General features: G+C 64.5%; 19 protein-coding genes. 9 read left to right on the plus strand and 10 right to left on the minus strand.

Translation table 11 applies throughout. The features are described from left to right. From GL279_RS19190 to GL279_RS17990, 7 genes are all read right to left on the minus strand, one after another. The coding region (locus GL279_RS19190; RefSeq protein WP_211371359.1) for a hypothetical protein at nt 1-238 on the minus strand (238 nt) is incomplete at its 3' end. Nucleotides 239-692: 454 nt separating this feature from the next. After that, nucleotides 693-1412: an arsenical resistance protein ArsH gene (gene arsH / locus GL279_RS17965; RefSeq protein WP_425495615.1), complete on the minus strand. Its 720-nt coding sequence runs from the start codon at nt 1410-1412 to the stop codon at nt 693-695. After that, entirely contained in the window at nt 1412-2494 is a 1083-nt protein-coding gene (gene arsB / locus GL279_RS17970; protein ID WP_155065995.1) for an ACR3 family arsenite efflux transporter, read from the minus strand. Before arsB ends, arsH begins: the two co-directional genes overlap by 1 nt. Before the next feature lie 13 nt (nt 2495-2507). After that, nucleotides 2508-3461 carry an arsenate reductase (glutaredoxin) gene (arsC, locus tag GL279_RS19715; protein ID WP_155065996.1) on the minus strand — a complete coding sequence of 318 codons (954 nt, stop codon included), beginning with the start codon at nt 3459-3461 and terminating at the stop codon, nt 2508-2510. Beyond that, complete coding sequence (locus tag GL279_RS17980; RefSeq protein WP_343039854.1) at nt 3454-3816, minus strand: ArsR/SmtB family transcription factor; 363 nt, start codon at nt 3814-3816, stop codon at nt 3454-3456. The genes arsC and GL279_RS17980 overlap by 8 nt, the downstream gene beginning before the upstream one ends. 165 nt (nt 3817-3981) lie before the next feature. After that, a complete protein-coding gene (locus GL279_RS17985) occupies nt 3982-4752 on the minus strand; it encodes a Bax inhibitor-1/YccA family protein (protein ID WP_155065998.1) in 771 nt (256 codons plus the stop codon). Between the two features lie 122 nt (nt 4753-4874). Further along, nucleotides 4875-5789: an NADPH:quinone oxidoreductase family protein gene (locus GL279_RS17990; protein WP_246175388.1), complete on the minus strand. Its 915-nt coding sequence runs from the start codon at nt 5787-5789 to the stop codon at nt 4875-4877. Nucleotides 5790-6013: 224 nt separating this feature from the next. Between GL279_RS17990 and GL279_RS17995 the strand changes: the two genes are divergently transcribed. The 5 genes from GL279_RS17995 to GL279_RS18015 all read left to right on the plus strand — a co-directional run bounded on the left by GL279_RS17995 (nt 6014) and on the right by GL279_RS18015 (nt 13348). Further along, nucleotides 6014-6376, plus strand: a complete 363-nt coding sequence (locus GL279_RS17995; RefSeq protein WP_155066000.1) for a helix-turn-helix domain-containing protein — start codon at nt 6014-6016, stop codon at nt 6374-6376. A gap of 116 nt (nt 6377-6492) precedes the next feature. Next, nucleotides 6493-7332: an inositol monophosphatase family protein gene (locus GL279_RS18000; protein WP_155066001.1), complete on the plus strand. Its 840-nt coding sequence runs from the start codon at nt 6493-6495 to the stop codon at nt 7330-7332. A gap of 94 nt (nt 7333-7426) precedes the next feature. Next, nucleotides 7427-8812, plus strand: coding sequence for a magnesium transporter (gene mgtE, locus GL279_RS18005; protein ID WP_155066002.1), 1386 nt, complete (start codon nt 7427-7429; stop codon nt 8810-8812). Next, entirely contained in the window at nt 8797-9342 is a 546-nt protein-coding gene (locus tag GL279_RS18010; protein ID WP_155066003.1) for a 5-formyltetrahydrofolate cyclo-ligase, read from the plus strand. Before mgtE ends, GL279_RS18010 begins: the two co-directional genes overlap by 16 nt. Before the next feature lie 406 nt (nt 9343-9748). Continuing rightward, nucleotides 9749-13348 carry a vitamin B12-dependent ribonucleotide reductase gene (locus GL279_RS18015; RefSeq protein WP_155066004.1) on the plus strand — a complete coding sequence of 1200 codons (3600 nt, stop codon included), beginning with the start codon at nt 9749-9751 and terminating at the stop codon, nt 13346-13348. 115 nt (nt 13349-13463) lie between these two features. Here the strand turns inward: GL279_RS18015 and GL279_RS18020 are convergent, their stop codons facing one another. Next, nucleotides 13464-13964, minus strand: coding sequence for an Lrp/AsnC family transcriptional regulator (locus GL279_RS18020; RefSeq protein WP_155066005.1), 501 nt, complete (start codon nt 13962-13964; stop codon nt 13464-13466). 162 nt (nt 13965-14126) lie between these two features. Between GL279_RS18020 and trxB the strand changes: the two genes are divergently transcribed. The 4 genes from trxB to GL279_RS18040 all read left to right on the plus strand — a co-directional run bounded on the left by trxB (nt 14127) and on the right by GL279_RS18040 (nt 18798). Next, entirely contained in the window at nt 14127-15152 is a 1026-nt protein-coding gene (trxB, locus tag GL279_RS18025; protein WP_155066006.1) for a thioredoxin-disulfide reductase, read from the plus strand. A gap of 259 nt (nt 15153-15411) precedes the next feature. Beyond that, on the plus strand, nt 15412-17121 hold the full coding sequence (locus GL279_RS18030) for a bifunctional sulfate adenylyltransferase/adenylylsulfate kinase (protein ID WP_155066007.1): 1710 nt from the start codon (nt 15412-15414) through the stop codon (nt 17119-17121). Between the two features lie 91 nt (nt 17122-17212). Continuing rightward, nucleotides 17213-17992: a hypothetical protein gene (locus GL279_RS18035; RefSeq protein ID WP_155066008.1), complete on the plus strand. Its 780-nt coding sequence runs from the start codon at nt 17213-17215 to the stop codon at nt 17990-17992. Beyond that, nucleotides 17989-18798, plus strand: coding sequence for a glycosyltransferase family 2 protein (locus GL279_RS18040; RefSeq protein WP_155066009.1), 810 nt, complete (start codon nt 17989-17991; stop codon nt 18796-18798). The genes GL279_RS18035 and GL279_RS18040 overlap by 4 nt, the downstream gene beginning before the upstream one ends. 36 nt (nt 18799-18834) lie before the next feature. On the opposite strand, the gene GL279_RS18045 is transcribed toward GL279_RS18040, so the two are convergent. Next, on the minus strand, nt 18835-19557 hold the full coding sequence (locus GL279_RS18045) for a Crp/Fnr family transcriptional regulator (protein WP_155066010.1): 723 nt from the start codon (nt 19555-19557) through the stop codon (nt 18835-18837). 187 nt (nt 19558-19744) lie between these two features. Further along, a partial coding sequence (locus GL279_RS18050) for a transposase domain-containing protein (RefSeq protein WP_155064130.1) occupies nt 19745-19849 on the minus strand: 105 nt, incomplete at its 5' end.

Raw genomic sequence — 19849 nt, forward strand, 5'->3', positions numbered from 1 at the left:
CGCCGCCGCCGCCGCCACCGCCGCCGCCGCCACCGCCGCCGCCGCCACCGCCACCCCAGCCGCCGCCGGTGCCCCAGCCGCCTTGGCCAAAGCTGCCGCCGCCGTAGCCGACGCCGCCGCCATAGCCGATGCTGCCGAAGCCTTTTTTCAGGGTGTCGCCGATGTCGTGGAGGTTGCCGAGGTTCGCCTGGTCAATCTCTTTGCGCATCGCGTCTTTCAAATCGCCGATCGAAGTCATTTCTAACCCGCTCTCAGACACGCCCAATTCTGGCGTGATCGTTGCCCCCACCTGCGACAGGCCAAGGCAAACCGGTGCCATGCGCCGAAAATCGGCGTTTCCGGGCAAAATGGCCCGGCCGAGCGAGGTCTGGCTGCTGTGACAAGTGGCATCGGCCCGAAGGAGCCGACGGGACTTGTCTAAATTGCATTAAATGCAACGCAACACAATTTATTGAACTTTTCAGTGCAAAATGTCGTAGTTGTAATGGGTTAACGAATATTAACGACACGTTGTCCCGGAAAACGTTGCACAATTTTTGGTTGTGATATGTGCAACAAGATCGGAAAAAATCGCCTCTCGGCAGAGGAACGCGATGCGGCAGGCGCGAAAGCGAGGCCCCATCCATGAAAAAAGGTCGGGCGTGGGGCCCGACCTTGCCTGTGCTGCGCCCGTCCGGGGCCGCCAAAGCTCGTCAGTTGCCGCGGTTGCCCGATAATTCAATCAGGCTCACCCGCTCTTCCAGCTTGGCTGCCGCTTCCTTCCGCTCGCTGTATCGGTCGGTGAGATAGCCAGACATGTCACGGGTCAGCAGGGTGAACTTCACCAGCTCCTCCATCACGTCGACAATGCGGTCGTAATAGCTGGATGGACGCATCCGCCCGGCCTCGTCAAACTCCTGATACGCCTTGGCGACCGAGGATTGATTGGGGATCGTCAGCATTCTCATCCACCGGCCAAGGACGCGCATCTGGTTCACGGCATTAAAGGATTGCGAGCCACCCGACACCTGCATGACGGCCAAGGTGCGGCCTTGCGTTGGGCGGATCGCCCCCATCGCCAGCGGGATCCAGTCGATTTGTGACTTCATCACGCCGGTCATCGCGCCATGGCGCTCTGGACTGGTCCACACCTGCCCCTCGGACCAGAGGCACAGGTCGCGCAACTCCTGAACCTTGGGATGTGAAGGGTCGGCGTCCTCGGGCAGCGGCAGGCCGTTGGCATGATACACGCGCGTTTCGCAGCCGAAATGTCGCAGCAGCCGCTCGGCCTCCCATGTGGCGAAGCGGCTGTATGACCGTTCGCGCAGGGAACCGTAAAGCAACAGGATGCGGGGTGGATGGGCTGCGCGTGGCAGGTCGGGAAGCTCTGGCTGGCGCAGACAGTCAAGCGACAGGTTCGGCAGGTCGGGGATCACGCGCGGACCTCATCGGGGGCGTCAGAGGTGTCGTCGGCAAACCACGGTCCGCGCAGGCGCAGCGCGACATTGACCAGCGCGATCAGCACCGGCACCTCGACCAGCGGGCCGATGACGGTGGCAAAGGCCACGGGCGAGGCCAGCCCATAGGCGGCGATGGCGACGGCGATCGCCAGCTCGAAATTGTTGCCCGCAGCCGTGAAGGCGATGGCGGTGCTGCGCGGATAGTCTCGGGCGATCAGGCGGCCCATGGCAAAGCTGACCATGAACTGAATGGCGAAATACAGCACCAGCGGGACGGCGATCCGCAGCGCATCCATCGGCAGGCGCACCACATCGCCCCCTTTCAGGCCAAACATGGCGATGATGGTGAACAGCAGGGCAACCAGCGTGATCGGGCTGATCTTTGGCAGAAACACCTCACGATACCATGCCTCGCCCCGGCGCGCGATCAGCAGGCTGCGGGTCAGGAAGCCGGCAATGAACGGCAAGCCGAGATAGATCAGCACGGCCTTGGTGACAGTCCAGAACCCGACGTTGATCACGCTGCCTTGCAGGCCAAACATGGGCGGAAACACGGTCAGGAAAAGCCAGGCATATGTGGAAAAAAACAGGATCTGGAAGATCGCGTTGAACGCCACCAGTCCGGCAACATATTGGCCGTCGCCGCGCGCCAGCTGGTTCCAGACCAGCACCATGGCGATGCAGCGCGCAAGGCCGATCAGGATCAGCCCGGTCATGTATTCGGGGCTGTCGCGCAGGAAAAGCACGGCCAGCCCGAACATCAGGACAGGTCCGATCAGCCAGTTCTGCACCAGCGACAGTGCCAGCACCCGCTTGTCGGCAAAGACCTGATGCAGCTCCTCGTAGCGGACCTTGGCGAGCGGCGGATACATCATCAGGATCAGCCCGATGGCGATGGGAATATTTGTCGAGCCGACCGACATGCGCTGCAACGCGCCGGGCAATCCGGTGAATGCGCTGCCCAGCACGACGCCGAGCGTCATGGCGGCAAAGATCCAGAGCGTCAGGTATCGGTCCAGAAACGAGAGGCGACGGGGCGGGTGCTTGATGGCCATGGTGCTTCCTCGATCAGGCCGAACGGACGCGGTTGCCTTGGGCATCCACAACCTGTTCGCCGTCCTCCTTGCTGAACGCGGCCTGCTGCGGTGGCAACAGGTCCAGCACGTGTTCCGAGGGACGGCACAGCCGCACGCCCTTGGGGCTGACCACGATGGGGCGATTGATCAGAACCGGATGGGCCATCATCGCATCGATCAGGGCCGCATCGGTCAGGGCGGGGTTGCCCAGCCCGAGTTCGGCGTAGGGTGTGCCCTTCTCTCGCAGCAGGTCGCGCGGCGCGATGCCCATGCGGGCGATCAGCCGTTCAAGCAAAGCGCGCGAGGGCGGGGATTTCAGGTATTCGACCACATGTGGCTCGATGCCCGCATTGCGGATCATCGCGAGCGTATTGCGTGAGGTTCCGCAATCGGGGTTGTGATAGATGATGACATCGGTATCGCGCGCCGTGCCGGTCGCACCTTCGCTGCGCCCGATGCGGTGCAGTTCCGAGGCGAGGCTTGCCCGGTCAAGCGTGCTGATCGGCAGGGCGGCAAAGGCTTGGATGCGCGCCTTCATATAGCGCAACGTGTCAATAAAGGCCATGTCGCGCTGCAGATCACTGCCGGTTGCCATCACCGGATCTGCGACGCCCCAATGCGCCGTCATCGGCTGGCCCGGCCAATAGGGACAGGTTTCGCCGGCGGCGTCGTCGCAGACCGTAAAGACGAAATCCATCACCGGCGCATCGGCCCCGGCAAACTCATCCCAGCTTTTCGAACGCAGCCCTTCGGTCGGGTAATGGTAGTTTTGCAGGATCTTCAGCGTGCGGGGATGAACCTCGCCCTTTGGCTGGCTTCCGGCCGAAAAGGCGCGGAAGCGGTCACCGCCGTCCTTGCGCAGCACGCTTTCAGCGATGATCGAGCGGGCGGAATTGCCCGTGCACAGAAACAGCACGTTGAACAGGCGGGGTGATGGTTCAGCCATGACTGGCATCCTTTTGGGGGTCGCAGGAACAGGACAGGGCGGCGGCGACCGGGGTGCAGATTTCTGGGCGGCCGTCACAGCAATCGCGCATGAGGAACTCGATCAGCCCGGCGAGTGTCGGAAAGACGGCACTGTAGATGATGAAGCGCCCTTCGCGCCGGGACCGGATCAGCCCGGCATGTTCAAGATGGGTCAGGTGAAAGGACAGCCGCGACGGGGTCGCGCCGCCCAAGGTCTCGCCAATCGTCCCGGCGGCCATGCCGTCCGGTCCGGCCTGAACCAGCAGCCGGACTATGCGCAGGCGCGTCTCCTGCGACAGTGCTGCGAAGGCGGCAAGGGCGGATGCTTCACCGATCAACGTATCAACTCCTAAATATTTATTGAGATGTTGATCTATCTGGGGCGATTCGGCAAGAGGAAGCCGACCATTTGCTGCGTCGATGGTGGCAATGCCCGCGCCAACGAAAAGCCCCGCCAGGGTGACTGGCGGGGCGATCAGGTCGAAGCTGCTGACCAGGCTTTACTCTCGGTTGCCCATGAACTGCAGCAGGAACATGAACAGGTTCAGGAAATCCAGATACAGCTGCAGGGCGCCCATGATCGCGGCCTTGCCCAGAAAGTCGCGGTCCGAATTGGCCAGTTGCAGATAGGTGTTCTTGATGTTCTGCGTGTCAAAGGCGGTCAGGCCGGCAAAAATCAGCACGCCGATGGCCGAGATCGCGAATTGCACCGCGCCCGATTTCAGGAAGATGTTCACGATCGAGGCCACGATCAGCCCGATCAGACCCATCATCAGGAAGGTGCCCATCGCCGACAGGTCACGCTTGGTCGTGTAGCCCCAAAGCGACAGGCCGGCAAAGGCGATGGCCGTCACCAGAAACGTCTGCACGATCGAGAACGAGGTATAGGCGGCAAAGATCCAGCTGATCGAGATGCCCATCATCGCGGCAAAGGCATAGAACAGCGTGGTCGCGGCCGAAACCGACAGCCGGTTCAGCGCGGCGCTAAAGGCAAAGACCATCAGCAGCGGCGCAAACATCACCGCCCATTTCAGCGGCGACAGATACAGCGTCTTGCCGAATTCGGTCAGGTAATGGCCATTCCCCAGCGCCCATTGCGTCGGCACGTCCGACAGCGCCAGACCCGAGATGCCCCAGGCGGCCCCGGCGGTGACCAGCATGCCCACAGCCATCAGGCTGTAGACCTTGTTCATGTAGGTCCGCAGCCCTTCGTCCAGAGCAGCCGAGCGCGTCGCCGTCCCGGCCGTGCGGATGGTGTTGTAGTCTTGCATGGGATCTCCCCCGGTCGAAATTGGCGGCAGGGCCGATCCGGCCCGCCATCATCCCCGATATTGGCAGAGAGGCTGGAAATTTCAATCGCTTCTGGCTGGCAAATGCCGGTCCGGCGGGCAGATCACATGGTAATGATGATCTTGCCGATGGCGCGGCGGCTCTGCAATGCGTCATAGCCCTCGGCCAGCCGGGCAAGGGGCAGGGTGGCGCCGACATGCGGATGCAGCCGCCCCTGCGCATATAGATCCATCAGCGCCGACAGGCTGTCGCGCAGCGCCTGCGGCTGCAATTTGCGATAGGCGCCCCAATGGATGCCGTGAATGGCGATGTTCTTGACCAAAGCGTGGTTCAGGGGCAGGGCGGGCGGCTTGCCGCCGGCAAAGCCGATCAGCAGAAAGCGGCCGCCCTGTTTCAGCGCGCCAAAGGCGGCCGCGCCTGGTGCATCGCCGACCGGATCATAGACGACATCGGCGCCGCCCAGATCGCGCAAGGCCGCGCGCAGGTCGGGACAGGCGGCGGCGTCGATCAGCTCATGCGCACCGGCGGCCTGCACGGCGGCCAGTTTGTCTGCGCCATTGGCGATGCCAATCACCCGCGCGCCAAGCGCCGCGCCGATCTCGACCGCCGTCAGGCCAACGCCGCCCGCAGCCCCCAGAACCGCCAGCGTCTCGCCGGCGCCAAGCCCCGCGCGCAGGGTCAGCGCCAGATGGCTGGTGCCATAGGCGACCAGAAAGCCTGCCGCCTCTTCGTGCGACATGCTGTCGGGGATCGGATGGCAATGCGCGGCGGGAAAGACATTGGCCTCGGCCATGGTGCCCTGACTGAAGACCGCGACCCGCATGCCCGGCGCAAGACCAGCGTCGGGGCCCGCCGCGACCACCACGCCCGAGCCTTCGAGGCCGGGAATGAACGGCAGCGGCGGGGTTTCCTGATAGGTGCCCTCGCGCATCAGCAGATCGGCAAAGTTCAGCGCTGCGGCACGCATGGCGACCAGCACCTCGCCGGGTCCGGGGGCCGGGATCTCGCACTCGCTCATAGAGGGCGAAACTGCCTTTTCAGACAACCTCATCACTTTCCGGTATTCAGCCATGTTCTGCCCTGTCATATTTCTGTCGAAGCACCGCACCCGGCAGTGAAATTCGAGAGACACCAGACAGAACCGTTGCGGGTATTGTCTTTTTGGTCAAGTCGGCCAGTTCTCCCTCGAAGATTGCGATGGAAAAGTGTAGTGCTCGTTTAGATTGAGTGAGGTGTGTTACGATGAAGCATAATGTTGATGTCCACGTCGGAAAGCGTATCCGTCACCGCCGTTGGATGATCGGGATGACCCAGCAGCAGTTGGCCGAAAAGGTCGGGATCAAGTTCCAGCAGATCCAGAAATACGAAACCGGCATGAACCGGGTTTCGGCATCGCGTCTGTGGGACATCGCCCAGGCCGTCGACGTGCCCGTCAGCTTCTTCTTTGAAGGCATCGACGAGGCTGCCCAGCCCAATGCTTCGGTCGAGGGCGACATCCTTGCCGACAAAGAGGCGCTGCAACTGGTCCGCGCCTATTACGCCATGCCCGAGGCCCAGCGCCGTCAGATCTTTGAACTGGCCCGGGTGCTGTCGGACGCTGCCTGATCCCCGCCGCCCCGCCCTTGGGCATCGGCCGAATTTAGGGTGGGGGACGGGATTGGTGGCTTTCGCTTTGTCACCATCGCAGCTAATCCTGCCCCTGTTGGAATGCGGGGGCGAAGATGCGTGAAATCCATCGACCGAATGTCAGCGACCGACCGGGTTCGGTGAATGCCGAAACCGCAGCGCGGCTCGTGGCCACGGCGCATCGTCTGGCCGATGCGGCCCGGGCCGAGACCTTGCGGATGTTCCGCAGCCCGGACATTCACCCGGACAACAAGGCCCAGAAGGGCTTTGATCCGGTCACCGAGGCCGATCGCGCCAGCGAACGCGCCATGCGCGACATTCTGGCCGAGGTCCGCCCCGAGGATGCCATCCTTGGCGAGGAATTCGGCGCCCAGCCCGGCAGCAGCGGCCTGACATGGGTTCTGGACCCGATCGACGGCACCCGCGCCTTTATCTCGGGGGCGCCCAGCTGGGGTGTGCTGATCGGTGTCACCGATGCCGATGGCCCGATCTATGGGCTGGTCGATCAACCCTTTACCGGCGAGCGTTTCGAAGGTGGCCTGGGGATTTCCCGGCTGACCGACCGTCAGGGCCAACGCGAATTGCGCAGCCGCGGCGGCGTCACGCTGGCGCAGGCCACGCTGATGACCACCTATCCCGAGGTCGGCTCGGCCGAGGAACATGCCGCCTTTCGCCGGGTCGCCGACCGGGCGCGGCTGACCCGCTATGGGCTGGACTGCTATGCCTATGCGCTGGTGGCGCTGGGGCAGGTCGATCTGGTGATCGAGGCCGGCTTGCAAGCCTATGATGTCGTGGGCCCCATCGCCGTGGTGCAGGCCGCCGGCGGCGTCGTCACCGATTGGCAGGGCGGCCCCGCGCATGGCGGCGGGCGCATGCTGGCCGCCGCCTCGCCCGAATTGCATGCCGAGGCGCTGGCGCTGCTGGCGCAGGCGTGATGACCCCGCAGGCTCTGGCCTGATTGAGACGCGGCGGCACTGCGCCTATGGCGCCGCCCGAATGCCCCCCCCCGACCAGCCGGAGAAGCCAGCCATGACCGAGCATCGCGAAACCGAGGCCGAGCTTGCCGAGGACGATTTCGAGCTGAGCCGCAAGGATCTTGAGGCGATCAACCGGGCCATCGACGAACAGGACGGCCCGGCGCTGGACCGGTTGCTGGAACATGAGCATGCCGCCGACATCGCCGACCTGATCGAACAGCTGACGCCCCCGCGCCGGCGCGCCTTCCTCAGCCTTTATTCGGGCGAGATGGACGGCGAGATTCTGTCCGAGATCGACGATTCCATCCGCGAAGAGGTCATCGAGCAGCTGCCGCATGAGGTTGTGGCCGAGGCCGTCCGCGAGATGGACAGCGACGATGTCGTCGACCTGATCGAGGACATGGACAAGTCCGAGCAGCAGGCCATTCTGGCTGCGCTGGACGACAGCGACCGCGCCGCGGTCGAGCGCTCGCTGACCTATCCCGAATATTCGGCCGGCCGGTTGATGCAATCCGAGGTGGTGACCGCGCCCGAGCATTGGACCGTGGGCGAGACCATCGACTATCTGCGCCACGAGGATTGGCTGCCCGACCAGTTCTATCACGTCATCATGGTCGACCCGCGCCGGCATCCGAAAGGTTACGTCACGCTGGGCAAGCTTCTGGCCTCGCGCCGCGAGACGCCGCTGCGCGAGATCACCGAGGACAGTTTCCGCACCATCTCGGCCCGGCAGGACGAAGGCGACGTGGCCTATGCCTTCAACAAATATCACCTGATCTCGGCGCCGGTGGTCGATGACCATGACCGGCTGGTCGGCGTCATCACCATCGACGACGCCATGTCGGTGCTGGACGAGGAACACGAAGAGGACTTTCTGCGCATGGCCCGCGTCTCGGACGAAAGCCATGTCTCGGACGGGCCGCTGCAGACGGCGCGGCAGCGGCTGCCGTGGCTGGTCATCAACCTGTTCACCGCCTCGCTGTCGGCGTTGGTGATTTCGCGCTTCGAGGGAACGGTGGCGCGGCTGGTGATCCTTGCCGCGCTGATGCCGATCGTGGCCTCGACCGGCGGCATCGCCGGCACGCAATCGCTGGCCGTGGCGGTGCGGGCGCTCGCCACCCGCGATCTGACCAGCACCAACGCCCGCCGCGTCATCCTGCGCGAGCTGGCGGCCGGGATGCTGAACGGGTTGGGGCTGGCGGTGATCCTGTTTCTGGCCGGCACCTTTATCCTTGGCGCGCCGATGATCGGGGTGGTGCTGGGCATGGCGATGATCTGCAACCAGATCGTCGCCGCGACCGGGGGCGTGCTGGTGCCGCTGGGGCTCAGCAAGCTGGGGGTGGACCCGGCGCTGGCCTCGGGGACATTCGTTACCACGATGACCGACATGATGGGTTTCTTTGCATTTCTGGGGTTGGCCTCATGGATCCTGATCTGAAGGCGGCGCTGCGGCGCGAGGCGCTGACGGCGCGGCGGCAGGGCGGCGACGACGCGGCCTTGGCCGGCAATCTGGCGCAGGTGCTGGCGCCACATGGCGACAAGGTGCTGGCCGGCTATTGGCCGATGCGGGGCGAGGCCGATCCGCGCCCGGCGATGGTGGCCCATGCCGCGCCGGTCTGCCTGCCGGTGGTGCTGGGGCCGGCGCGGCCGCTGGTGTTCCGCCGCTACGACGGCCGGCTTGAAACCGGCAGTTTCGGCACCAGCCACCCGCCGCCGGATTGCCCCGAGCTGCAGCCGCAGGTGCTGATCGTGCCGCTGGCGGGCTATGACCTTGCCGGCAACCGTCTGGGCTATGGCGGCGGCTTTTACGACCGCACCTTGCAGGCGCTGCGCGCGGTCTCGCCGGTGCTGGCAATCGGGCTCGCCTATGCCGTGCAAGAGATTCGGCTGATTCCCGTCGAGCCCACGGATGAGCCGCTGGATCTGATCGTCACTGATCGCGGGATTCTGCATCCGGGCGAAAAATGACCCATCCCGCCGAGGCGGGAACGAAATCGCAACCCGCCGCTGCGCCAGCTGTGGGCAAGCCTGTGGAAAAGCGTTGAACGGCAGGTGAGAAGTCCGCCTGCCAATTGTGCTTTTGGCGATCACCGCGAAGATCGCAGCTGTTAACAGCCCCGCCCGGACGAATCTGGGGCCGGGGGCGGTGGCGCCACTGTCAACGGCCAGCGGTCGGAAAGCGTTGAAATTTTTCCGTTGATCGCGGGCTTGGAACGCGGCAGGTTGTGCGCCAACCCCAGTTGGCCACCAGATCTGGTATTTCGATCAGATCCAGACCGACGGGGTTCAATGACCGAAACACGGCCGCCAGCAGCCACCGCGCCCCCTTGGGATGCGGCCCGGGCAGGTATGGCCGCAAAGCATGAGGCAGAGAATGCGGATCGAGCGACGCTTTACCAGTGACGAGGCCGGGGCCTATGGCGGCATCGCCTTCAGAACCACCGCCAGCGAGATCCGCAACCCCGATGGCAGCCTGGTGTTCCGCAACGAGGCCGTCGAAGTGCCCGAAGGCTGGAGCCAGGTCGCCTCGGATGTCATCGCGCAGAAATACTTCCGCCGGGCCGGCGTGCCCGCGCGGCTGAAACGCGTCCGGGAAAAGGGCGTGCCCGAATTCCTGTGGCGCTCGGTTGCGGATGACGAGGCGTTGGCCGAATTGCCGCCCGAGGCGCGCTATGGTGGCGAGACCTCGGCCCGGCAGGTGTTCGACCGGCTGGCCGGCGCATGGGCCTATTGGGGCTGGAAGGGGGGCTATTTTTCCTCCGAGGCGGATGCCCGCGCCTATATGGACGAGATGCGCTGCATGCTGGCCGCGCAGATGGGGGCGCCCAACAGCCCGCAATGGTTCAACACCGGTCTGCATTGGGCCTATGGCATCGACGGTCCCTCGCAGGGGCATTTCTATGTCGATCCCAAGACCGGCAAACTGGTGCGCTCGGACAGCGCCTATGAGCATCCGCAGCCGCATGCCTGCTTCATCCAGTCGGTCAACGACGATCTGGTGAACGAAGGCGGCATCATGGATCTGTGGCTGCGGGAAGCGCGGCTCTTCAAATACGGCTCGGGAACGGGCACCAATTTTTCGTCCCTTCGTGGAGAGGGCGAGAAACTGTCGGGCGGCGGGAAATCTTCGGGGCTCATGGGCTTTCTGAAGATCGGAGACCGGGCAGCCGGCGCGATCAAATCGGGCGGAACGACCCGACGCGCGGCAAAGATGGTGATCTGCGACATGGATCACCCCGACATCGAGCAGTTCATCAACTGGAAGGTCATCGAGGAGCAAAAGGTCGCCGCACTGGTGGCCGGCTCCAAGATGCACGAGCGCAAGCTGAACGAGATCTTTGCCGCGATCCGGGATTGGGACGGCAGCATCGAGGATGCGACCGATCCGGCCCGCAACGGGGCGCTGAAATCGGCCATCCGCAGCGCCAAACGCAGCATGATCCCGGAAACCTATGTGAACCGGGTTCTGCAATATGCCCGTCAGGGCTTTGATTCTATTGAGTTCCGAACCTATGATACCGATTGGGACTCCGAGGCCTATGCCTCGGTCTCGGGGCAGAACTCGAACAATTCGGTGCGGGTGACGGATGCCTTCCTGCGCGCGGTACGCGAGGATGGCGAATGGGCGCTGTTGCGCCGCACCGATGGCAGCACGGCCCGCACCGTCTCGGCGCGCGAGCTTTGGGACCAGATCGGTCATGCCGCCTGGGCCTGCGCCGATCCCGGCATCCAGTTCCATGACACGGTGAACGCCTGGCACACCTGCCCCGAGGACGGCGCCATTCGCGGCAGCAACCCCTGCAGCGAATACATGTTCCTTGACGATACCGCCTGCAATCTGGCCTCGATGAACCTGCTGGCCTTCTGGCGGGACGGGGAATTCGATGCCGGCGGCTATGTCCATGCCTCGCGCCTGTGGACGCTGACGCTGGAGATCAGCGTGCTGATGGCGCAATTCCCCAGCGCCGAGATCGCGCAGCGCAGCTATGATTTCCGCACGCTGGGTCTGGGCTATGCCAATATCGGCGGTCTGCTGATGACCATGGGACTGGGTTACGATTCGGCGCAGGGGCGGGCGCTTTGCGCGGCGCTGACCGCGCTGATGACGGGTGTGGCCTATGCCACCTCGGCCGAGATGGCGGTCGAACTGGGCCCGTTCCCCGGCTATGCCCGCAATGCCGAGCATATGCTGCGCGTGATCCGCAATCACCGCGCCGCCGCCCATGGCACGGGCGTCTATCACGGCGTCAACGTCCGCCCGGTCGAGCTGGACGTGGCAAATTGCCCCGATCCGCGTCTGGCCGCCTTGGCGCAGGGCGCATGGGACGAGGCGCTGACGCTGGGCGAAGAGCATGGCTATCGCAATGCGCAAGTCTCGGTCATCGCGCCGACCGGCACCATCGGCCTGATCATGGATTGCGACACCACCGGGATCGAGCCGGATTTCGCCTTGGTCAAGTTCAAGAAACTGGCCGGCGGCGGCTATTTCAAGATCATCAACCGCTCGGTCCCGGCGGCGCTGGCGGCGCTGGGCTATAGCCCGGCCCAGATCCATGAGATCGCCGCCTATGCCGTGGGCCATGGCAGCCTGAGCGATGCACCCTTCATCAACCATTCCAGCCTTGTCGGCCACGGTTTCGGCCCCGACGAGCTGGACCGGGTCGAGGCGGCGCTGGCGCAGGCCTTCGACATCCGCTTCGTTTTCAACCAATGGACGCTGGGCGAGGATTTCTGCCGCAAGACGCTGGGCATCCCTGCCGAACAGCTGGTCGATCCCGGCTTTGACCTGCTGCGGCATCTGGGTTTCGACCGCGCGCAGATCGAGGCGGCGAACGATCATGTCTGCGGCACCATGACGCTGGAGGGCGCGCCACATCTGGAGCAGGCGCATTACGCGGTCTTTGACTGCGCCAATGCCTGCGGCAAGAAAGGTCGGCGCTATCTGTCGGTGGAAAGCCATATCCGCATGATGGCGGCGGCCCAAAGCTTCATCTCGGGCGCGATCTCAAAAACCATCAACATGCCCAACAGCGCCAGCATCGCCGATGCCCTGGCCGCCTATGAGCTGAGCTGGTCCTTGGGCATCAAGGCCAATGCGCTTTATCGCGACGGCTCGAAACTGTCGCAGCCGCTGGCCTCGGCGCTGGTCGAGGATGATGATGAGGCCGAAGAGATCCTTGCCAGCGGCAATCCGCAGGAAAAGGCCGCCGTCATCGCCGAAAAGATCGTCCAGAAGATCATCGTCAAAGAGGTCGTGCGCAGCCATCGCGAAAAGCTGCCGCAGCGCCGCAAGGGCTATACCCAGAAAGCCATCGTCGGTGGCCACAAGGTCTATCTGCGCACCGGCGAATATGACGATGGCAGCTTGGGCGAGATCTTTATCGACATGCACAAGGAAGGCGCGGGCTTTCGCGCGATGATGAACAATTTCGCCATCGCCGTGTCGGTTGGCCTGCAATATGGCGTGCCGCTGGAGGAATTCGTCGACGCCTTCACCTTCACCCGCTTTGAGCCGGCGGGCATGGTGCAGGGCAATGACAGCATCAAGAACGCGACCTCGATTCTGGATTATGTGTTCCGTGAGCTGGCGGTCAGCTATCTGGACCGCACCGATCTGGCGCATGTCGCGCCGCAGGGCGCGCGCTTTGACGACATGGGCGGCGGCGAGGCCGAGGGCCAGCCGAATGTCGCCCCGGTCAGCCCCGGCGCCTCGCGTTCGCTGGAGATGCTCAAGCAGATCAGCTCGACCGGCTATCTGCGCAAGCGCCTGCCGCAGGATCTGATGGCCTTGCAGGCCGGGGTCTCGACGCTGGCGATGGGCTCGGGCGACGGCGGCGCGATGGACGCCCGCACCAAGGCCCGGATGCAGGGCTATGAGGGTGATCCCTGCGGCGAATGCGGCAATTACACGCTGGTCCGGAACGGCACCTGCATGAAGTGCAACACTTGTGGCGGGACGAGCGGCTGCAGTTGAGGCGGCGATCCGGCCCCCCGCCTTGCGTCAGGCGATGGCGGGGGTGTCAGCCGGCCGTGGGGGCAAATGAGGCGTCTGCACGGCCCCGCCCGATGGCTGGGGGTCGCGCGCACGGTCACCCCAGCGCCGCAGCCCTGTCCTCGACCACTTCAAAGGGCACGCCCGGCTCGTCCTTGGCGCAGCGGATCACCAGCGAGGTCTTGACCGAGGCGACATTCGGCGCGGCGGTCAGGCTGTCGGTCAGGAAACGCTGAAAGCTCGGCAGGTCGGGCGAGACGCATTTCAGGATGAAGTCGATCTCGCCATTCAGCATATGGCATTCGCGCACCAGGGGCCATTCGCGGGCCAGTGCCTCGAAGCCCGAAAGATCGCGTTCGGACTGGTTGATCAGCCGCACCATGGCAAAGACCTGCACCTCGAAACCCAGTTCGCGGGCGTCGATTTCGGCGTGGTAGCCGCGGATATAGCCGGCTTCTTCCAGCGCCCGCACCCGGCGCAGGCAGGGGGGGGCGGAAATGCCGACACGGCGGGCAAGCTCGACATTGGTCATCCGACCGTCCGCTTGCAGTTCCGCAAGGATTTTCCGGTCGATGTCGTCCAGTCTCGTGCCGCTCATTGTCGTCCTCTGGGCCGGTGACCGGCCAAAATCATGCCGGAAGCTATCTTGCCGGGCAGGTTTGCGCAATATTCTTTCTGGCCTCGCCTGCGCGGCGCTGCTCCATTGCATGCCGGGGCGGGGGTGATTACCTAGGCGCGACAACGCGAAAGGTCCAGCATCATGTCCCACGTCCCTGCCGAAAACGCCACGCCCGTGCTGCCCGCACATACCCGCGTGCTGATCGTCGGATCGGGGCCGGCGGGTTATACCGCCGCCGTCTATGCCTCGCGCGCCATGCTGGAGCCGGTGCTGATCCAGGGCATGCAGCCGGGTGGCCAGCTGACCATCACCACCGAGGTCGAGAACTGGCCCGGCGAGACCGAGATCCAGGGCCCCGACCTGATGGTCAAGATGGAGGCGCATGCGACGGCCATGGGCGCGCGCATCTTTATCGACACGGTGACGCGGCTGGACCTGAAGGTGCGCCCCTTTGTGGCCGAGCTCGACTCGGGCGCGACCATCACCGCCGATGCGGTGATCCTGGCCACCGGCGCGCAGGCGCGCTGGCTGGGGTTGGAGACCGAGGAAAAGTTCAAGGGCTTCGGCGTGTCGGCCTGCGCCACCTGCGACGGGTTCTTCTATCGCAACCGCGAGGTCGCGGTGATCGGCGGCGGCAATACCGCTGTCGAAGAGGCGCTGTTCCTGACCAATTTCGCCAGCAAGGTCACGCTGATCCACCGCCGCGACAGCCTGCGTGCCGAAAAGATCCTGCAAGACCGGCTGTTCAAGCATCCCAAGGTCTCGGTGCTGTGGGATCACGAACTGGTCGAGGTCGAGGGCAGCGACAGCCCGCGCGGCGTGACCGGCGTCAAGGTTCGCCACACTAGCCTTGGCAGCGAGCAGGTGATCCCGGCGGATGGCGTGTTCATCGCCATCGGCCATGCGCCGAGTTCGGAACTGGTCAAGGATCAGCTGGAGCTGCACCACGGCGGCTATGTCAAGGTCGAGCCGGGCAGCACCCGTACCTCGATCCCCGGCGTGTTCGCGGCGGGCGATCTGACCGACCATGTCTATCGTCAGGCGGTGACCTCGGCCGGCATGGGCTGCATGGCGGCACTGGATGCCGAGCGCTGGCTGGCCGAACATGACATGGCCGGCGCCCCCGATGTGCATGGTTCCGAAATAGGATCGGAAATCCCCGCCTGAGCCCGGCAGGGGAAGATTGTTCCATCCCGCAGCGCCGGGGTGGAACGCCCACGCGGGCGGGTTTCAGCCGCGTGAAAGGCTGTTCGCGCTAAGCCCCGGCAAAGCTTGGCCGATATGCGGCAAAACGGCCATCTTTCACTAAAGCTTCTGTTGAAACCCTGCAGAGCGCCGGATATGGGCAGGCCGTATCCCGTACGCGCAGCGCCGCGGTTCTTTTTGTCGCAGGGCCAGATGCCCTCCCCAGCAGCCGAGTAAGCCGATGACACAGCCCAATCTCGTTCCGATCCCCGAACTTTACGTCAGCGCCGAATCCGCGCAGAAGCTGAAGGTCGAGGCGGGCAACATGCCGTCCTGGGATCTGACCCCGCGCCAGATCTGCGATCTGGAACTTTTGATGAACGGCGGCTTCTACCCGCTGAAGGGCTTTCTGACCGAGGCCGATTACAACGGCGTCGTCGACAACATGCACCTGACCACCGGCGATCTGTGGCCGATGCCGATCACGCTGGACGTGTCGCAAGAGTTCGCCGACAAGCTGGAGCCGGGCGAGGATATCGCGCTGCGCGACCAGGAAGGCGTCATTCTGGCCATCCTGTCGGTCACCGACAAATGGGTGCCGAACAAGTCGCTGGAGGCCGAGAAGGTCTTTGGCGCCGACGATCTGGCCCATCCGGCCGTGAACTATCTGCACAATGTCGCCGGCCCCGTCTATCTGGGCGGCCCGGTCACCGGCATCCAGCAACCGACGCATTACGACTTCCGCGGCCGCCGCGACACGCCGAACGAGCTGCGCGCGCATTTCCGCAAGCTGGGCTGGCGCAAGATCGTCGCCTTCCAGACCCGCAACCCGCTGCACCGCGCCCATCAGGAGCTGACCTTCCGCGCCGCGCGCGAAGCCGAGGCCAACCTGCTGATCCATCCGGTCGTCGGCATGACCAAGCCGGGCGACGTCGATCACTTCACCCGCGTGCGCTGCTACGAGGCGGTGCTGGACAAGTATCCGGCGGCGACCACGCATCTGTCGCTGCTGAACCTTGCCATGCGCATGGCCGGCCCGCGCGAGGCGGTGTGGCACGGCATCATCCGCCGCAACCACGGCCTGACCCATATGATCGTCGGTCGCGACCACGCCGGTCCGGGCAAGAACAGCGCCGGTCAGGACTTTTACGACCCCTATGCCGCGCAGGAACTGTTCCGCGAGCATCAGGACGCGATCGGCATCCAGATGGTCGACTTCAAGCAGATGGTCTATGTGCAGGAGCGCGCCCAATACGAGCCGCGTGACGAAGTCGAGGACGGCGCGACCATCCTTGACATCTCGGGCACCGAACTGCGCCGCCGCCTGCGCGAAGGTCTGGAAATCCCGGAATGGTTCAGCTTCCCCGAGGTGGTGACCCAGCTGCGCCGCACCTCGCCGCCGCGCAACCGTCAGGGCTTTACCGTGTTCTTCACCGGCCTGTCGGGTTCGGGCAAGTCGACCATCGCCAATGCGCTGATGGTCAAGCTGATGGAGATGGGCGGCCGTCCGGTCACGCTGCTGGATGGTGACGTGGTGCGCAAGCATCTGTCCTCTGAGCTGGGCTTCAGCAAGGAGCACCGCGACATCAACATCAAGCGTATCGGCTATGTCGCATCCGAAATCACCAAGAACGGCGGCATCGCCATCTGTGCGCCGATCGCGCCCTATACCGCGACCCGCCGCGCCGTGCGCGAGATGATCGAGGCCGGCGGCGCCTTTATCGAGGTCCATGTCGCGACCAGCCTTGAAGAATGCGAGCGCCGCGACCGCAAGGGCCTGTATAAACTGGCCCGCGAAGGCAAGATCAAGGAATTCACCGGCATTTCGGACCCCTACGAAGAGCCCGCGAACCCGGAACTGCGCATCCAGACCGAAGGCTATGACGTCGATCACGCCGCGCATCAGGTGCTGCTGAAACTGGAACAGATGGGCCTGATCGGTCTGGAATAAGACCGCGCGCCTGACATGATGGGGGCCGTCCCGGCGTTGACCGGGGCGGCCCCTTCGCCTATCCGAGGGGCTCAAGCGCCAAGGAGTTGCTATGACCCAGCCCGTGCTGATCCTGACCATGAAATGGGGCACGCTTTATGGCGCCGAGGATGTGAACCGGCTGTATCGGCAGGTCCGCCGCCATCTGGCCCGGCCGCATCGCTTCATCTGTTTCACCGACGACGCGGCGGGCATCGACCCGGGCGTCGAGGCGCTGCCCTTGCCCGAACTGGGCCTGCCGCCGGGCCATGGCGATACCCGTTGGAGGAAGCTCGCGCTGTTCCGGCACGATCTGGGCGGGTTCACCGGCATGACGGCGCTGTTTCTGGATCTGGATCTGGTGGTGGTCGATGATCTGGCGCCGTTTTTCGATCTGCCGGGCGATTACTTCATTATCCGCGACGACGATCTGTTCCGCGCCAAGCCCTTGCGCCGGATCAACCCGGATCGCGACCGCTTTCTGCATTCGGTCGGCAACAGCTCGGTATTTCGCTATGTCGTGGGGGATCACGCCTATATTCTTGACGCCTATCTGGCCGATCCCAAGGCCACGACCTCGAATTACGAGATCAGCCAGCAATTCCAAAGCGCGCAACTGGCCGCGCAGGGACATCTGCATTATTGGCCCAAGGGCTGGTGCGTCAGCTTCAAGAACGATTGCGTGCCCTATAACCTGCTGAGCTATCTCAGGGATCCGGTGCTGCCGGCGGGGGCCAAGATCGTGCTGTTTGCTGGCGCGCCCAAGATGGAGGATGTCTTTGCCGGGCGCGGCAGCAAATGGTATCGCCGCATCGGCAATATCGACTGGCTGCGTAAGGCCTGGCAGGGATGATCGCCGCCGCCTTCCGGTCCTGGAAACAGGCGCGCCGCATCCGCGCCGCCGAGGCTGAAATCCTGTCGCGCCGCGGCCGTGGCCGCGCGCATGGCCTGCCTGCGCCGCTGATCGTCAGCCTGACCAGCTATCCGCCGCGCTTTGCCCGGCTGCATCTGGTGCTGCGCTCGCTGCTGACGCAAAGCGTCGCGGCTGATCGCGTGGTGCTGTGGCTGGCCGAAGGCGACGAACAGCTCTTGCCGGCCGAAGTCACCGCGCTGCCGGTCGAGATCCGCAGCTGCCCGGACTGGCGCAGCTACAAAAAGATCGTGCCGACGCTGCTGGCCCATCCCGACAGCCATATCGTCACCGCCGATGACGATGTCTATTATGGCCCCGACTGGCTGGCCGGGCTGGTGGCCGGGGCGGGGGCGGGCGTGGTCAGCCACCGCGCGCATCTGGTGGCGTTGCGCGATGGTCGCCCCGAGCCCTATAGCGACTGGCAGCGCAACCTGTCGCAGCCGCAGGCCGGGCCGCTGGTCTTTCCCACCGGCGTCGGCGGCGTGCTTTATGCGCCGGGCGTGTTTCATCCCGATGTGACCGATGCCGCGCTGTTTCAGGCGCTGGCGCCTTCGGCCGATGATGTCTGGCTGTATTGGATGCACCGGCTGCGCGGCTCGCGTCCCGAAAAGATCGGCGGCCGGTTCCGCATCACCGAATGGCCGGGCACGCAGGCGCAGAACCTGCGCAGCAGCAATCTTGTCGGCGACGGCAATGACCGCGCCGTGGCGGCGATGCTGCAGCATTACGGCTGGCCAGCGCCCTGAGTTGCGCTCCTGCCCAAGACGGGCCGGGCAGGGCGCCTAATCGCCCAGCTTCATACTGGCGCCATTCAGGATGCGCACCGCGCCGCGCCGGGTGACGATCAGCCCCTCGGCGCGCAATTCACCCAGCACCCGGTTCACTGTCTGGCGCGAACAGCCGGCCATCTGCGCCAGTTGCGCCTGATTGACCTGCACCTCGCTGCGGTTGTCGGCAAGATTCAGCAGATGCAGCCGCACCCGCGCCTCGGCCGGGTAGAACTGGGTGATCGCCCGCATCCGGCTGTGCAGCAGCAGCCGGTTGTGAAACAGCGCCGCCAGATTGCGCATCAGGATCGGCGGTGGCACATGCCGCGTCAGCAGCGCGGCGCCAAAGGTCAGCAGGCGGGTATGCGGGTAGGTGCGGCAGGTGGCGGCGCAGGTCAGGTCCGACAGGATCTCGACCTCGCCCACCATCTCGCCGGGGCCGGCGACATGAACCAGCACGACATTGCCGTCATGGTCCAGAAAGGTGATCTCGACCCGGCCCTGCACGATCAGATAGCAGCTGCGCGGCGGTTCGCCCTGGCTCAGGATCTCGGCCGGGCCGGGCAGATGCAAAGGCTGGCATTCCTTAAGAAACGCCAGACGCTGTGCATCGGAAAGACCGTCCAGAAGCATGGGCCGCAATTGGGCGAGGCTGCCAGAGGTGCGCGGTGCATGTATCCGGCCGTCCGAACCCGCAACCGATTCGTCGCGACGGTTGTCACGCCTGTCGCTTGCCATCCATATCCTCCAAAGAAGTTACCGGAGACAACGGTGGCGGTAAAATACTCTCATGAACTCGCCAAAGCCGCACTCGCAACACAGTGCCGCCCGGGCGATGATCAAAAGGAAATGACTAAATAAAATCCGGACGACAATGGCTGCTTACCCCAGAAGCCGCCATAATGGTAAGCGCGACGACGAGGCCCTATGCAGCGAGGCTTGACGCTTGGTCGTAGCACCAGGGCATGAGGTCCTCGATGCGGGATCTGGGGTGTCCGTCGAGGATGGCCCGGAGGGTATCGGCGAGGTA

Source organism: Paracoccus limosus (assembly GCF_009711185.1).
In the GTDB taxonomy this organism is placed as follows: domain Bacteria; phylum Pseudomonadota; class Alphaproteobacteria; order Rhodobacterales; family Rhodobacteraceae; genus Paracoccus; species Paracoccus limosus.

What these genes read in the sequence shown, in the direction of transcription:
- arsB (WP_155065995.1), bottom strand. Translation starts at nt 2,494, where the DNA reads ATGGCCATCAAGCACCCGCCCCGTCGCCTCTCGTTTCTGGACCGATAC.
- arsC (WP_155065996.1), bottom strand. Translation starts at nt 3,461, where the DNA reads ATGGCTGAACCATCACCCCGCCTGTTCAACGTGCTGTTTCTGTGCACG.
- GL279_RS17985 (WP_155065998.1), bottom strand. Translation starts at nt 4,752, where the DNA reads ATGCAAGACTACAACACCATCCGCACGGCCGGGACGGCGACGCGCTCG.
- GL279_RS17990 (WP_246175388.1), bottom strand. Translation starts at nt 5,789, where the DNA reads ATGAGCGAGTGCGAGATCCCGGCCCCCGGACCCGGCGAGGTGCTGGTC.
- GL279_RS17995 (WP_155066000.1), top strand. Translation starts at nt 6,014, where the DNA reads ATGAAGCATAATGTTGATGTCCACGTCGGAAAGCGTATCCGTCACCGC.
- GL279_RS18000 (WP_155066001.1), top strand. Translation starts at nt 6,493, where the DNA reads ATGCGTGAAATCCATCGACCGAATGTCAGCGACCGACCGGGTTCGGTG.
- mgtE (WP_155066002.1), top strand. Translation starts at nt 7,427, where the DNA reads ATGACCGAGCATCGCGAAACCGAGGCCGAGCTTGCCGAGGACGATTTC.
- GL279_RS18010 (WP_155066003.1), top strand. Translation starts at nt 8,797, where the DNA reads ATGGATCCTGATCTGAAGGCGGCGCTGCGGCGCGAGGCGCTGACGGCG.
- GL279_RS18015 (WP_155066004.1), top strand. Translation starts at nt 9,749, where the DNA reads ATGCGGATCGAGCGACGCTTTACCAGTGACGAGGCCGGGGCCTATGGC.
- GL279_RS18020 (WP_155066005.1), bottom strand. Translation starts at nt 13,964, where the DNA reads ATGAGCGGCACGAGACTGGACGACATCGACCGGAAAATCCTTGCGGAA.
- trxB (WP_155066006.1), top strand. Translation starts at nt 14,127, where the DNA reads ATGTCCCACGTCCCTGCCGAAAACGCCACGCCCGTGCTGCCCGCACAT.
- GL279_RS18030 (WP_155066007.1), top strand. Translation starts at nt 15,412, where the DNA reads ATGACACAGCCCAATCTCGTTCCGATCCCCGAACTTTACGTCAGCGCC.
- GL279_RS18035 (WP_155066008.1), top strand. Translation starts at nt 17,213, where the DNA reads ATGACCCAGCCCGTGCTGATCCTGACCATGAAATGGGGCACGCTTTAT.
- GL279_RS18040 (WP_155066009.1), top strand. Translation starts at nt 17,989, where the DNA reads ATGATCGCCGCCGCCTTCCGGTCCTGGAAACAGGCGCGCCGCATCCGC.
- GL279_RS18045 (WP_155066010.1), bottom strand. Translation starts at nt 19,557, where the DNA reads ATGGCAAGCGACAGGCGTGACAACCGTCGCGACGAATCGGTTGCGGGT.